Below are 14828 nucleotides of genomic sequence, written 5' to 3'. Positions count from 1 at the left end.
TTGTGTCACTTGCTAAATTTTATTAAATGGAGCCTCCAAGGCATTGAACTACCCATTATTAGCCTAATGAGAAACTTAATTAACTATTTAGTTTTCTATTTTAGCAAATCAATTACTTTATTAGAAGATAATGTCCTAAAAATATCAAAATAACCCTTATTTGATTTTATAATTTCCAAGTTTAGTCTTGCCTCTTCAAGATTTGGATTAATTTTCATAGCTTCTTCAAAATGCATTATGGACTTAGCTTTGTTACGAAAAATAACACTTGCATATATTAATCCTAATATATTATGTAAAGACTCTTTGTCGTCTTTTGTATGCTGCAAAGCTTCTTCAAAGAATGCAACTGCTTTATCGTATTCTTTATAAACTTCTAAATACATTTCTCCCATATTTATAAAAGGTAATGGATTATCTTTTGAGCACTGTATTGCTAGCTGAAAATACTTCTTTGCATTTAAATAATCATGAAGCTTTTCTTTATACACTGCTCCAATGTTATTCAATACTTCACTATCATCAGGTGCTACTTTGCTAGCAGTGAATAGGTACTCCAGGGCTTCTTTATATTTTTCAAGTTTCATTGCATATAAACTACCAATATTAAACAGGCTATTTAAACTTTTGCGATCTTTCTCCAACACTAAAAGATATCTTTTTTCAGCCTCTTGAAAATTGCCAAACTTTTCATCTATTAAAGCTATTGTATTATTATATTCAAATTCCTCTTCGTATTGGTCGACTATGTAGTTAAACAATTTCTTTGCTAGCTCTAATTTACCTCTACTATACTCAATATGTGCTTTTAAAATAATGCCTTCCTTGTGACCATGATTAATATGTAACCATTTAATTAGTTTATATTCCTGCTCTAAAGGATTTTTTTCATAATATATCTCCATAATTTCATCAAAATTAATTTTTTTGTCATTAATATTTCCGCTATATAATCTAGTCTGTAATTCAAGCATTTTACCCATTTGTTGTGTAATTTGCTTGTACATCTGATGTTGTTCATTTATATGCTCTTTTTCTACTAGCAATCTATTTAAATCAAAATCCTTTTTAATTTCTTGTCTAAGTAATACTATAAATTTATTAATTATTTCTTTACTAGCACACTTACTGTTATCATATGGATTATTATTAAAATCATCTATATTTAAACTTTCCTCTCCTAAGTTGAATAAATTTATAATCAAATCTACATTTTCTTGTCTTGTCAAAAAGCTATTAAACTTATCTCCATATTCATTTCCATAAATATTATAAAATTTTTCATGTGCACGCTCATATGCATTACCAATTTTATATTGCAAATCATCCTTTGTTATACAACTATATACGCCATTACCTACAACTCCAGTAAAAATGCTAACTAAAGTTTCTATAATCATAATATCCCCCTATATAAACTTAAGCTTTATGTTATAAATATTGCCTATTTTCTTTATCTTCAAAAACCTGAAGTTGCATATTTATGTCTCATAATATGTTTTATTGATCCTAGAGTCTTTATTTACTAATGAAATTTTTTCAAAGTTTTCAAAATTAATTGTCTCATTATACCACCAAAACAATAACTTTAACTTATTGGGTAGAATATTATCAATTTTATGTACAAAATCTATACATACTTGAAGATATTCAACTAATTGATTATAATTTAAGTTAAGTAGTGGTTGTGTTTCACAAATTCCTGTTGAATGGTCAATAAATGGTGAAGCATGAACATAACGATCTCTATATTTAATCACTTTTTTGTACTTACTAAAGCTTTCCATTAATACTTCCTGAGAGCTAGGAAATAAATGATAAATTACCTGCTTAACTATTTGCTCATCCTCTATTTTCTTCATTTCTAATAGATCCTTAATGCCTTCTTTACCCTCTATGTAAGTATTTTTGATGCAATAAAATAGATTATATAAATATGCCTCAACGAAACTGACACCAATAAAAATTAAGCTTCTATGCAATGCTGCCAGCTTATAAAGGTTTTCTCTGGTATCTTCTTTTTTGTAATATTCAAATATTTCTTTTTCAGAAAATAAAAGTTTCCTTTCTGCTTCAAGTTTACTCTTAATATCAATATAAAAATTCCATTGTACCTTTAGATCACTAAACACAATGCACTCTGGTATTGTTAACATAAAACCTCTTAATAAAGAGAATTCAATCCAATGGTGATTTGAAACAGCCTCAATATTAAAATGCTTTTTCAAATCAATATATCTTGAAAACTCTGAAACTAGAAATAATGATTTTTTCTTTTCCTTTAGTTCCTTCAGTCTTTCCCTAAAAAATTTTATAATATTATTTAAAAAATCCTCATCGTATGGTGGTTTAAAATAATTTTTTTCTAGGCTTGAATTCACAATAGATGATATTCGTGCTATTATCCCATCAAAATTGGTTTGTTTTCTAGGAAGTTTCATTACTTCATCAGCCTTTTGAATTGAAATTTTTTGAGCTTCTGTATAGTGATTTCCAGTAATTAAATTAATGAACATAGAGCAAATACAATACTTATAGACAAGTTTTTGTTTTCCACTCATTTTATTAAGCCTTTCTCTGCCTATAATATTCTGTAAAAAATCAATCTCTCCTTGCATACTATATCTCCATTCCAAACTTAACATTACTAAATGTATATTAATATAATCTAATCATGTTTTTGATCAACATGATATTTTAACATTTCAACCTTTTAACCATTATGTAAGATAATGATATATCTATCTAATATTAAAAATCTAATTTTAGACATTACCATTGTTTAAAATAACATTTTGGATTTTCTAAGCTTCTAATTATAGACATAATTACTATAATGAAAATATATTACATACGTCATAATATTTCTAATAAAATTATACCATATTAACCCACATTAATACTTATATTTACAAATCAAAAATTAATTCACCTTTATTTAAAGATTACTCAATATCATATAATGCATATTAATTTCACACAGCCTATATAAAACCATAGCACCAACAGGGGTGGACTTGCCTTGTAACGTGGCTGTAAGGACAAGTCTTTTTAATACTTGTACTTATAGCTAAATATTAGAAGCATGTCCACCCCTGTGATCTAGCGTGAATTGAAATACCTATATGAATAAAACTTTCTGCGTGTGTAAAGACGGAAAAGGAATACCCTAAACGCTTGTCTATTTAGCTAAACAATTAATTTGGCGTTGTACAAGCTGCTGACCTTAGAGAATTACCCCAGGCTCTGCTAGTAGCTTGTTCGTGCGCTAAATTACCACTTGTTTGGCGAAGTAGACAAGCGGGAAGACCCTTGAGGAATACCAGGAAAGGGTGGACCTGTCTTTCTGCGAAAATCTATATGAACACGTCTTTTTAATGCCTGTACATGCAGATTTTTGCAGGAAGCAAGTCCACCCTCACGCACTCTGCCGGGTACCCAAATAAAGGACTAGCTAAAGTCGTGAAATTCTTAGTTTATAAAAGGCTCGGATTAAAGGAGAGACTTTCATAAACTTAGAGTTACTAGATAGGAGCCTGTACTTTTTGGGGTGGCAGTATTAGTGCCGAAGATATACTATGAGTATTAGCATTACTTATACTATTACTATATACATTATAATTAACACAGTCATATTACACTTACAAATCTATACAATTGTTTAAATGCATTTTTTATAAAGTTTATTCATCTTCTATTCCATAATTCTATAAAATATAAAACTTAAATGCAGTTATATTTTTTCACCTTGGACTAGCTATTGTTTTGAATGTAAGGAGTGCAGCTCACGACCCCATAGGAATACTTAGTGCCTGCAAAGCTGCAGCGAGTGAAGTGAAAAAGAATAGCTTGTTCAAGGTTTCCTATTTGGTTCATTGGTTAAAGGGCTCTTTCTACCGATTTTTTAATTAACTTGCAAGCAATTTAAAATACCTATTTATTTTCTTTAATACACTAGGACTGTCTTTTAACCAATTATCATTTTTGCTTTGGACAAGATTATCGGCTGCGACCCTAGAGGAACACTCCACGGCTGCAGGGGATAAGTTTGTCCAAAGCTTCCTTCCGACCAAAGGGAGACTATTATAAGACCTGCAGAGATTTGCTTCCTGGGTTTGGGGCGGAGCAGCCCATTATATTTAATGTCTATGGATAAGCTTTTATTCTGACGATAGGAAGAGTTAAAGCTGGTCTATAGCTTCATTTATTATTACTACTAAATTTATTATTTATACTACTTAACTCTAAATTGGAATTTGTAAGCTTTTGCATATTTTATTTTTAATGCGAAGACTGGCTTCAATATGCATTATCCAATGTCGTGAAAATGGCATTTGAATTAAGCCCTGAATATTTTTATCACACCAATAATCAATTAACCAAATAGCATTATCATCATTGCTCACTACACTTAATGACTTAAGCAGCTTCTTATCCTGTTCAGTCATTTTTATTTTTAAATCCTCATATGAAAGTCTTTTTAATAATTGTGTTGTCGAAACATCAATATCACTAATATATTGATATAATTCATCCAAATTTAGTTTAGATGAAAATATTGAAATTTCTTGTTTTACCAGCTCGTTCCCAGTTGTCATTATAGGAGATTTCAATCTTTCACGATAGTTATCTTTAAAAAATATTTGCTCTCCTTTTTTAATCAAAGAATTGGATACTATATCTTCTATTCTAAAAATATGATACAAAGAATAGGCAATTGTTTTATTATGATATCCTTTCGCATTGATAAAAGGCATTGCATTAAAATCTTCTCTTTTCAATAATTTCTTGAAATCTATTATTTGTTTCATCAATTCTTTTCTTAACTCCAATAATATGTCAATTCCTGCATGAAAAGTACTTTTTTTCTTTATCTGTACCTGCATTTTTTTATTTAAATCTGACCATTCGGCATTCATAAAATCTCCTCCACAAATTACTATTTACATTACTCAAACCTAAATTAGAAATTTATTGATTCGATTCACTATTCTTACAACGATACATTCCCCACCAATCTGGTAGGAGCTTTTCTAAAGTCAATGTTTCTTGTTTTTCATAATCAACCATGATTTCCATATCTTTATTTTTAATATTTAACTGCATTAAAAACTCTCGACAAGCACCACAAGGCATTCCACTTCCTTCTCCAAAAGGTGCTTTATCCCTAAATGCTATTAACCTTTTGATAACAGTTTGTCCGCTATTTATATACATATTTAGTGCAGCTGTTCTTTCTGCACATAAATCAAGTACTCCTCCACAGCTTTCGATACAAAATCCAGTAAAGATTTCACCATTTTCACTTTCTAAGGCACAAACAACATGATGTGCATATATAAATGGCGATACTTCTTCAGGATGATATTGTTCCTTTGCTTTTAAATATAACTTTTCCCAAATATCCATAATTTCATCTCACTTTCAAATTACTATCTATGCTTTTACTACATTGTAACATATTTTGTAAATATCATATTATTCAATTTTCAATAATGAATTCATCTAATTTTCCACTTGTCCATTCTTCTCATTTACTACCTTAGCAAACATAAGCCTCCATTTTTTGCAATAACCTTAATGGTACTAGCTGAACTCAAAACCATGAATACTGTAATTACTAACCTACATAAAATCTCTGTCTCCTTTTCAAAAACTCAACCTATATATTAAGTGAAAGGAGATGATAAGCATGGCTGCAAAAGCAACAAAGCTTGAAACTGCAATGATTCTTAAGTACAAGGATGGTGTAGACAAAAATGGAAAGGACGTAATCAAAAAACAGAGTTTCTCAAAGGTGAAAACTTCAGCAGCAGATCAGGATATTTTTGATGTAGCAAAGGAATTTGAAAAGCTGCTTGGAAAAACTTTAAATGAACTTGTAAGAGAAGACCAAAGTGGAATAACCAACGCTTAAACTACAAAAATTAAACACTTAACTATTTTCAAATAACAAAAAGGAGGCATTAATATGGCAAAATCATTATCTATGACTTTTTTAAATGAAGAAGGCAAAAAATCTTCCATAACCTTAAATAATGTTAAAGAAGATGTCACTGAAGCTGAGGTTAAAGCAGCTATGGATGTAATATTAGCTAAAAACATATTTACATCCGGTGGTTTGGATTTAAAATCAAAGGATTCAGCTCACATAGTAGAAAGAAATAGTTCCAACCTAGCAGTAAAATAGGCAAATTTCAAACTTATAACTAACAAGGGGAGCTGTCTTAAAGCTCATAAGTAAGCATTTAAGGCAGCTTCTTCTCTACTTTATATTTAAATTTTGAAAATGCTGTACTAAATAACTTTATACTAACTTGGAGGTTTTTAACATGGACATGAATCTTGTAAATTTAATAGGCGATTTAGGATTTCCAATTGCAGTATCTGCTTACCTCTTAGTAAGAATTGAAAGCAAAATGGAAAACTTAACTTGCAGCATAAATAATTTATCCAATGCTATAAACCAAATGATAAGAGATGAAAAGAAATCAAATGATTCCTGATGTAAAATAATCAACTTCAAAAAATTCTGATTGAAAATAACTCAATCAGAATTTTTTTTGAAATATTTTTTCCATAAAATTTATCTATATAGAAGAAATTCAACACTAAAAACAGTTATGTTTCTTTCTCAATTTCAAATAATCCTCATATAATGCCAACTTTCAGCATATTGTAGAAAAAAGCTGTAAAAATAATTAAAATTGGTTGTGCAACATTTTATTCATAAATTGGAAATAAGCTATTGAAGGAAAAAAAAGAAAGAGAGGTAATAATATGCTTACTTACGAAACTGATTTTGAAAACTTTTTAAAAAGATTAAGGTCCAAAGACAATGAAGCCTTTGAAAAACTGTTCAAATACTGTGAAGGCTTCATTATAAAAAAATACCATGAAAAGATTGGTAAAGCTTATGGGAACCAATATTGGCATGATTATGAAAGTGAAGTATTTACGTCAATTTTTAAAGCAACTTTGAATTTTAATGGAAACAATAAAAGTAACTATAAAAGTTATATATATGAAACTATATTAAATTGTTTAAGAAAAACCATTAGAAATAACTGTGATTCTCAAATTATAATTAAATATTTAGATGACGAAAACGATTTAGCCTATGTAGAAAAAAATTTTATCTATAAAGAAGATAGTGCTTTAAATGAAGTTTTATTTAATAAAGATTTAATGGATTATTTAAATCGTAAGCTAAAACCTTTAGAAATTGACTTGTTTCAATGTATTTTTTATAAAAAGGAAACACTAAAATATTTTTCTGAAACTCACAATCTAAATTATTCCTCTGTAAGATCCATCTTTCGCAGAATGTTAAAAAAATTAGACTACAAAAAAATAAAATCCTTATTAGAATTGAAACACAGTTTTTTCCTATTTATCGCCTGTATTGTTGGGGGGTGCTTATAATATTACAGCTTCTAGATTTAGTAAAAAAGGCCCAAAATGGAGATGAAGCATCTCTTCAAGCTATACTCAAAAACTTTGAAGGCTTTATGTACAAAACTGCTAGTTCTATTTACATAAATGGGTACGAAATAGAAGATCTAATACAAATAGAAGCTATAGCTTTAATTAATGCTGTATTTAAATATAACTGTGGATACAAAAATGCTTTTACAACCTACGCGGCTACTGCTATTAAAAATGCTGCATTCAATGAACTTAGAAGTTATTTAAATAAGAAAAATGGAGAAAAATTTGAATTTAGCTTAAATAATACTATAGATGAAGACACTGAATTCATGGACATGCTTCTTAGTGATGATAATGTGGAAGAGGATATTTTGCTAAAAGAAGAGGTAAAAACTTTAAGAAAAGCTTTGAAAAGTCTGCCTGACAACTTTAGAGAAATTATATGCTGGCACTATTTTAAGGAAAAATCTTTAAAGGAATATGCAGAGTTTAAAAATATAAAATACTCAGCTGCAAAGAAGCGACATGAAAGAGCACTTGAAAAGTTGCAGCAAATAATTATAGCAATAAGTAAATAAAATTTCTTTTATGTCAAAACGAATACTGTTTTTAAAATACAAAATTATGTAGTTAAAGGATTGGTGTTAAGGTTGAAAATAAAAGTATGAACTGTCACTAGTGTAAAATTGCATAGCAAACAAGCCATCATTTGATGACTTAAAAAAATTAAATATAGATGAGAACAATAAGTTTAGGTAGCTGACTTGATTTTATAACCTTGGAACTGTGCCATTAAAATAGCTTGCTCCACTGTGATTTCGCGTTCAACAGGAATAGCATCTGCTTTTTTATAAAGTTCAGCATTATAAGTTTCTTTATTTTTTAACATATTGTATAATGCTGTTAGAAGCATTCTTGCTATTGCAATGATTGCCTTCTTGTGACCGCGGCGTTTCCTTAAGCGGAGGTAGCGATTGCGGATTTCTGGATGCTTTTCACTTTTAACCACAGAAGTAGCACATTGTACTAAAAGTGGCTTAATGTAGCATCCAGCTTTGGAAACCCGGACAGATTTTTTCTTCCCTGCACTTTCATTGTTGGTAGGTGTTAGACCTGACCATGAGCATAAGTGTTTCGCCGAAGGAAAAGCCTCCATTTTGACACCAATCTCTGAAATGACAGTGATTGCAGAGAACGGATTTTTAAATGATGGAGCAGTTAGAATTAGGTCGAGTTCTTGTTGATAGGGACTGGCGAGCGCAAGAATCAGTTCTTCTAGCTCTGCTTTCCGGGATTCCAAATCCTCAAAATGTTTCTTTATAATCTTTAATTTACCAGCCTGTTCAGTAGAAATAAATCCATCAACGGCGAGCTCTATCTCAGGAATTTTGTTCCTCATAGAGCCATGAATTAAAGGTTTAATATCAAAGGAAGTATCCAAAGGATTTTCAAGAATCTTGTCTAAAATTCTTTTTGAACTTTTACCAAAAGTGTCCGAAACAACGTTTCCCAATTGGATATTAGAAACCGTGAGACAATTTTGAAGACGATTCTTCTCACTAGACATAAAGCAGGTTAGTTTGTAACGATAGCGCATAAGGTCACGAAGCTGACGAATGTCAGTAGGAGGCATAAAGCTACCGACAACAAGATCATGCTTAAACAGGTCAGCAATCCATTTCGCATCTTTCTTGTCAGTTTTTTTACCACGAATAGCCTTAACATATTTAGGATGTGCCAATACAATGGAACAACCTTTCTCTAAGATGTTGTACACAGGAATCCAATATTTACCTGTGGATTCCATACAAACATCCTTACAATTTGAATCAAGCAGCCATTGTAACAGCTCTTTCAAACCATTCGTGTAGGTAGAAAAGCGATGGCTCTTGTAGGTGGTAACACCTTTAGAATTAGTGGTTGCAATACAAGCAACTACAAAAGTATTGTGGACATCAATGCCACAACAGATTTTGTACACGATTTTTAAAGCCATAGGGACTCCTTTCTGAACTAAGAAGTTCTAAAAAAATTATAGGGAGAAACAGCATTGACTGACAGCCTAGCATTTAAACGAGATTGTTTAAACAAAGATAAGGTTACGTGCTCAAGGCACACTTATTTGTGCTTGAAAAGACAATCTACACATATAATTATTCGGTCATCTGACAAGTCAGACAGCCCACTCACCGTCCCGTGATTTGTAGTATACTGAAAATCCCTATGACTTAATAATAAAATATAAACTCACTCAAAGCCAACACTTTTCATTACGTTTTGTGCCTTGAGCGAAGTGAAAGGAATGGATATAATTATGAAAAAAGTACTTTTGGAAAATGAAACCACTATGGTTTTTCAGCCTAAGCTTGCCGAAATTTTTGGAATTACAGAAAGTATAATACTTCAACAAATTCACTACTGGCTTTTAAAAAGCAATCACATAATAAATGGCACACCATGGATTTATAACAGCTATGAAGCCTGGCACAATCAAATAAGCTTTTTGTGCAAGAGAACCATAATAAGAGCTATAAAAAAGCTTGAAACTGCAGGAGTAGTTTTAAGCTCTAATTTCAATAAATCAAAAATGGACAAGACTAAATGGTACACCATAGATTATGAAAAACTTGAGATCTTGTGTGATTCTTTTGAAGATGGTACTAATTCAACAATTGGCACAAAAGAAAAGCCAGGTGAAAATTCATCTGACATTTCTAAAGATGATAAAAAACTAGAAGCTCCTGACAACTTAGAAGCAAATGAAACTTCTATGGATGAAAATATTTATTACAACAATGATAACGCCTATGAAAATTTAGATGATGTAAATAAGTCCAGCAATACGTACCTTTCTCCTTCTTCCATTGAGTCAAAAAGTCAAATGGATAATGCCTATTTTAATAAAGCAATACCAGAGATTACTACAGAGACTTACTTAAAAAAAGAAGAAGAAGGGCTCAGCGATGTTGTCAATTTTTACAGTGACAATATAAGCTGTGCTAGTCCTTATGAAATTGACCTACTAAAAAATTTTATGGAGGATTTTAATTCCAAGGACTTAATTATCCTTGGCATAAAGCAGGCCCTAAAAAGCAATGCCAAAAATTTGAGATATATTGAAAAAGTGCTTTACAGCTGGAAAAATAAAGGTTTAAGGGATGAAACGGAAGTCATAAACTATTTAAATAATTATAAAAAACATAAGAGTTATTACGGTTTTCATAACTTTAAAACTAACAGTGATTTTCTTGATGATTATAAAAAGCTGCAAGGAGGGGAAATCTTTGGAAGAACATGGAGAAACTATGAAAAGAGTTGGAGATATAATTCAGAGACTGAGGAAAAAGAATTTGGAAAATATGAAAGAGAGGACGAAAAAACAGAATGGTATCAAGGAGACATGGAAGGAGTCATCTGAAGTTGATGCTTTAGAAAACTGCCCTATTTGTGGCGGAAAAGGATATATTATAAAACATTCTCCTAATTCTCAAGATACTATTGCCTTTTGCAAGTGCAGAGAAATGGATAAGCTTAAGAGAATGTGGAGTTTTTCAGGCATAGAAACACAAAGAAATAAACTTATCTTTGGAAACTACAAGGTTTATAACGAAGCTACAAAAAATGCAAAGGATACTGCTCTGAAATACTTGAAAAACTTTAAACAAATAAGAAATACCAGAAAAAACAGTATAGCTTTTTTAGGACAAGTTGGTAGCGGAAAGTCCCACTTGAGCACAGCTATAGGTTTGAATCTTCTATCAAAGGGCATTCCCGTAATTTACATGTCCTATAGAGAACAAATATTAAAATTAAAACAAAATATTTTAGATGAAGAATACTATGAGGCTTGCACACGAAAGTTCAAAACAGCACAAGTTTTAATAATAGATGATCTCTATAAAGGCAAGCTTACTGAATCAGATATAAATATAACCTTTGAAATAATAAATTACAGATACATGAAGAATTTACCCATAATAATTTCTTCTGAATTTACTGTGGAAAAGCTCTTGTCCTTTGATGAAAGCATAGGCAGCAGAATTTTGGAAATGTGCAAAAATTTCATTGTAGAAATTCATGGTAAGGAAAATAATTATAGATTGAAATAATTGTATGTAATCTTATAATAATTAATTACAAATTAAATTGACTATGGGGAGGTATTTAAATTGAAGCTTGAGAATAAAAAAGACAAAATAGATATAATTGAAAGCTCACATAGAAGATCCATATATTATGGTATTAAAAAAAGCAGAATATTTCCAAAGAAAATTCTAAATCCAGAAGAGACTATAAATAGCAGTAAGAAAAATGAAAAACTTTTAAATATAGCTTCTAGATTTATGAGAACCTTATATGATTTTTTATAGGGATCAGGATTTTTTATAGTTTTGCTTAATAATGAATATAGAAGCAAACAGAATTTTTCAGTTTCTGTGACGACCATATGGGTACTAGGCGAACTCAAAAGTTCGCCTTGCTACAGCTTGTCATTGGAAAAATTTACATGACTAGGATATTGGCGAGACCTAGAAGGTTAATCTTGCTAATAATTTATTTAATTCCATAAATCAGTCCGATTCGTCCAAGCATAAATCTAGTTTTAAGAATTCTCGGAATGAATTTTTCGTCCTTTGAATATATCAGATGAATTTCACAAATACCCTCGCTTTTTAATTGCTCTACAAAGTTTCCAATATTTCCATAGAATTTTTCCTCAAAAAATAGATCATGGAAAGCAAAGAAACCACCTTTTTTTACAACCCTTAACGCCTCTCTTACAACCTGTTGTTTATCCGGCTGACTGTTTACCTCATGAAAGACAAAGTTGCTAATTGCTCCGTCAAAATATTCATCCGGAAATTCAAGATTTGCCGCATCTCCTTTTTGGAATGTAATTTGATTTGAAACTCCTTCTAATTTTGCGTTTGTGTCACATTGTTCCTTGGCAAAATTCCAAACTGTGCCCCAATAATCCACACCTGTAACAATGCTGTTTGGAAATTTTTTTGCTACTTTAATTGCAAAGGCTCCATTTCCACAGCCAATATCTAAAATTTGTCCATGGTCAAATTTTAGATAGGATAAAACGTAATCCAAAATCTTGCTCTGTATTTTGCTTTTGCCTTTATAAGAAAACAAACACCTACAGATAAAAAAATAAATTGTCACAAGCAATGAACCCATTGTAAGTACTATTAAGATACCTCTGATACCCCATTGCACACTGGCTGGCCATATTGTTGTAAAATAGGAAAAGCTGGTAATGCATAGAATAGTAAAAATCAATGTAATCGCTATCCACAACCTCATCATACTGGCTGATACCCAATTTCCGTAATTAATACCTCTCCTGTTATTCATATTTATACCTCCTTCTATATAGCAACATAACACATGTTATGTTGAACTGCTAAATAAACTTGAAGATCTTATTTTTTAAATCTTCAAGTGTACTTTACCGTATGTTATTCATTACTCTTTCGAAACCACCAATTGCATAGTTTGCTACTATTTCAGCTTGTATCAGTACTTCTTCTAAAGTCAGATTGTTTTGCAATATTTCAAGATAAGAATGCATTCTCCATGAAACCATGCAATGAATTGCATATTGAGTCATCTTTGAATTAATAATTTCTTTACCATGATATAGCTGAAAAAACTCACCAAATAATTGCTCTAAAAACTTAACTATTTCACAATAATAGCTCTCATACGAAGACCCTTGTGCTTTAATAGCCAATAAAACAAATGCATCTTTATTGGCATATATGTATTTCATCATATCCTTTTCGTGATCTATATCTGAAGAAAAGGTATTTGCTTTCCCGGCACTTAATGCGCTCTGGTACTCAATCTTTTCCTTTTGCGCAAAGGCATAAATCATATTTTTAAATTTTATAGCAACATCTTTTACAATGCAATCAAATATGTCTTCCTTGTTTTTAAAGAAAAAATACAGTGCTCCTGTTGTCAGTCCTACATTTTTGCAAATTGTTCTTAATGATGCTTTTTCAAAACCGTTTTTTAGAAATTCCTGCTTTGCAGAAATCAACAGCTTTTCTCTTGTTTCAAATTCATTATCTATTATAATCACCCTCGCTCCACATAACACATGTTATGTTATCATATTAACATTAATTTGTCAATCATGTTAAAAATAATAATCCCAATTTGGAAGTTTCTCCATTAAAGGCAAACTTTTCATTTTCAATATAGTTTCGCTTTGTCCAATAATTTTTTCTAATAATTATATTTAATTAAAGAAAATGAGCTTCTTCAGCTAAAGTTATACATAGTATCTTTAATATGTATTTTCTATCCTAAAAGAGTTTATTAAATTTTATAAAAAAGAAGAGAGGATTAAAATGAACGATGACGGGTCTGAAGGAGATTGACTTCGCCACTCCAACCTTATTATTGTGGAGTGCTATTATTCTTCACATGTTTCTTTCTTATAATCCTAGGGGTAATAGACGAACTCAAAAGTTCGCCTTGCTAGCTTTATTTATTGGTATCTCTCAAATTATTTTTAATATTTTTTCAAATTGACCCAAGATGGTGCTGTTTAATCTCTATGGTTTTGAAACAATTCCATAACCTTTATATCTGGATGATGGTATCGTCCTCTTTTAACTGTGTTTTTCTTATATTGTATAGATTGCTGTGGACACCACTGCATACATGCAACACATAATTCACAGTTATGCTGCCACTTTGGTTTTCCTTCAATAATTTTTATATTATTTGCAGGACAAATTTTTGAGCATGTGCCGCATCCATTGCACTTTTCGTCCGTCCAAAAGTTTTCATCTTTATCATTGGGTTTAAAGCTTTTATATATAAATCCCCAAATAGTATTCACAATCAGATTGCCATTTTTACCTACAACTTGATTATTTTTTATTATTGCAGCAATTTTAAGAATTTCTTCTTCCTCTTTTTTAAAAAGCTGCTGCTGCTTTTCCTCTGAATATGGAGGATACATAACCTGATAGCTGCCAGGCATAGCAATACCAAAACTTGCAGACAATTTTGCTCCCTTTTTATTTAGTATATTCTCTATTTGCTTAATTGAAATACCACTACCTGATCCAAAAGTTGCCACTGCAAAAATATATGCATTTTTATTGATTTGAAGTTTTTCTAAAAAACTCTTAACAATTGTAGGTAGCCCTAAAAAATAAACTGGAAATACAATTCCTATTTTCTCAGATAGATCACTGTCTATGTCTTCTATATTGTTCTTACTTATTTGTACAAGTCTTACCTCATCTAACGCATCACTTAAATCCTTTGCCACTTTTAAAGAATTTCCTGTTCCTGTGAAATAATAAATTGTTGTACCCATAGTTACCTCCCAAATTTAATTAATTTTCCTCATCTCTATTTTACTA

The 14828-nt window shown here is 30.7% G+C and carries 16 protein-coding genes; 8 read left to right on the top strand and 8 right to left on the bottom strand.

Annotation, left to right across the window (positions count from 1 at the left end; genetic code table 11):
• Nucleotides 1-95: 95 nt before the first annotated feature.
• The 4 genes from Q6H37_RS07785 to Q6H37_RS07770 all read right to left on the bottom strand — a co-directional run bounded on the left by Q6H37_RS07785 (nt 96) and on the right by Q6H37_RS07770 (nt 5409).
• Complete coding sequence (locus Q6H37_RS07785; protein WP_318740649.1) at nt 96-1400, bottom strand: hypothetical protein; 1305 nt, start codon at nt 1398-1400, stop codon at nt 96-98.
• Nucleotides 1401-1481: 81 nt separating this feature from the next.
• Nucleotides 1482-2618, bottom strand: a complete 1137-nt coding sequence (locus Q6H37_RS07780; RefSeq protein WP_318740647.1) for a hypothetical protein — start codon at nt 2616-2618, stop codon at nt 1482-1484.
• Between the two features lie 1626 nt (nt 2619-4244).
• Nucleotides 4245-4919, bottom strand: a complete 675-nt coding sequence (locus tag Q6H37_RS07775) for a phage head-tail adapter protein (protein ID WP_318740645.1) — start codon at nt 4917-4919, stop codon at nt 4245-4247.
• Nucleotides 4920-4971: 52 nt separating this feature from the next.
• Entirely contained in the window at nt 4972-5409 is a 438-nt protein-coding gene (locus tag Q6H37_RS07770; RefSeq protein ID WP_318740643.1) for a cytidine deaminase, read from the bottom strand.
• Nucleotides 5410-5692: 283 nt separating this feature from the next.
• Here Q6H37_RS07770 and Q6H37_RS07765 point away from each other — a divergent pair, with 283 nt between their 5' ends.
• From Q6H37_RS07765 to Q6H37_RS07745, 5 genes are all read left to right on the top strand, one after another.
• A complete protein-coding gene (locus tag Q6H37_RS07765; RefSeq protein WP_007060504.1) occupies nt 5693-5917 on the top strand; it encodes a DUF1659 domain-containing protein in 225 nt (74 codons plus the stop codon).
• Between the two features lie 54 nt (nt 5918-5971).
• Nucleotides 5972-6190 carry a DUF2922 domain-containing protein gene (locus Q6H37_RS07760; RefSeq protein WP_318740639.1) on the top strand — a complete coding sequence of 73 codons (219 nt, stop codon included), beginning with the start codon at nt 5972-5974 and terminating at the stop codon, nt 6188-6190.
• A 142-nt stretch (nt 6191-6332) separates the two neighbouring features.
• Nucleotides 6333-6506, top strand: coding sequence for a YvrJ family protein (locus Q6H37_RS07755; protein WP_318740637.1), 174 nt, complete (start codon nt 6333-6335; stop codon nt 6504-6506).
• A 274-nt stretch (nt 6507-6780) separates the two neighbouring features.
• The gene (locus Q6H37_RS07750; protein ID WP_318740635.1) at nt 6781-7425 is read left to right on the top strand and encodes a hypothetical protein; all 645 of its coding nucleotides are present in this window, start codon (nt 6781-6783) and stop codon (nt 7423-7425) included.
• Nucleotides 7416-8009 (top strand): sigma-70 family RNA polymerase sigma factor, encoded by a 594-nt coding sequence (locus Q6H37_RS07745; protein ID WP_318740633.1) that lies wholly within the window; start codon nt 7416-7418, stop codon nt 8007-8009. Before Q6H37_RS07750 ends, Q6H37_RS07745 begins: the two co-directional genes overlap by 10 nt.
• A 173-nt stretch (nt 8010-8182) precedes the next feature.
• Here Q6H37_RS07745 and Q6H37_RS07740 read toward each other — a convergent pair whose 3' ends face one another.
• Nucleotides 8183-9427 (bottom strand): IS110 family transposase, encoded by a 1245-nt coding sequence (locus tag Q6H37_RS07740; RefSeq protein WP_318734740.1) that lies wholly within the window; start codon nt 9425-9427, stop codon nt 8183-8185.
• Nucleotides 9428-9745: 318 nt separating this feature from the next.
• Between Q6H37_RS07740 and Q6H37_RS07735 the strand changes: the two genes are divergently transcribed.
• From Q6H37_RS07735 to Q6H37_RS07725, 3 genes are read left to right on the top strand one after another with little or no spacing between them, the layout of a single operon-like run.
• The gene (locus tag Q6H37_RS07735) at nt 9746-10849 is read left to right on the top strand and encodes a DnaD domain protein (protein WP_318740631.1); all 1104 of its coding nucleotides are present in this window, start codon (nt 9746-9748) and stop codon (nt 10847-10849) included.
• Complete coding sequence (locus tag Q6H37_RS07730; RefSeq protein ID WP_318742952.1) at nt 10791-11540, top strand: ATP-binding protein; 750 nt, start codon at nt 10791-10793, stop codon at nt 11538-11540. Before Q6H37_RS07735 ends, Q6H37_RS07730 begins: the two co-directional genes overlap by 59 nt.
• A 60-nt stretch (nt 11541-11600) precedes the next feature.
• Nucleotides 11601-11801, top strand: a complete 201-nt coding sequence (locus Q6H37_RS07725; protein ID WP_318740629.1) for a hypothetical protein — start codon at nt 11601-11603, stop codon at nt 11799-11801.
• Between the two features lie 184 nt (nt 11802-11985).
• Here the strand turns inward: Q6H37_RS07725 and Q6H37_RS07720 are convergent, their stop codons facing one another.
• From Q6H37_RS07720 to Q6H37_RS07710, 3 genes are all read right to left on the bottom strand, one after another.
• Nucleotides 11986-12795, bottom strand: a complete 810-nt coding sequence (locus tag Q6H37_RS07720; RefSeq protein WP_318740627.1) for a class I SAM-dependent methyltransferase — start codon at nt 12793-12795, stop codon at nt 11986-11988.
• Nucleotides 12796-12889: 94 nt separating this feature from the next.
• The gene (locus Q6H37_RS07715; RefSeq protein ID WP_318740625.1) at nt 12890-13528 is read right to left on the bottom strand and encodes a TetR/AcrR family transcriptional regulator; all 639 of its coding nucleotides are present in this window, start codon (nt 13526-13528) and stop codon (nt 12890-12892) included.
• A gap of 471 nt (nt 13529-13999) precedes the next feature.
• Nucleotides 14000-14782, bottom strand: coding sequence for an EFR1 family ferrodoxin (locus tag Q6H37_RS07710; RefSeq protein ID WP_318740623.1), 783 nt, complete (start codon nt 14780-14782; stop codon nt 14000-14002).
• Nucleotides 14783-14828 lie beyond the last annotated feature (46 nt).

Origin of the sequence: Clostridium sp. JS66, assembly GCF_033561535.1 — a bacterium.
Lineage (GTDB): Bacteria > Bacillota > Clostridia > Clostridiales > Clostridiaceae > Clostridium_AM > Clostridium_AM carboxidivorans.
This window is presented reverse-complemented; position numbering and strand designations above follow the sequence as displayed.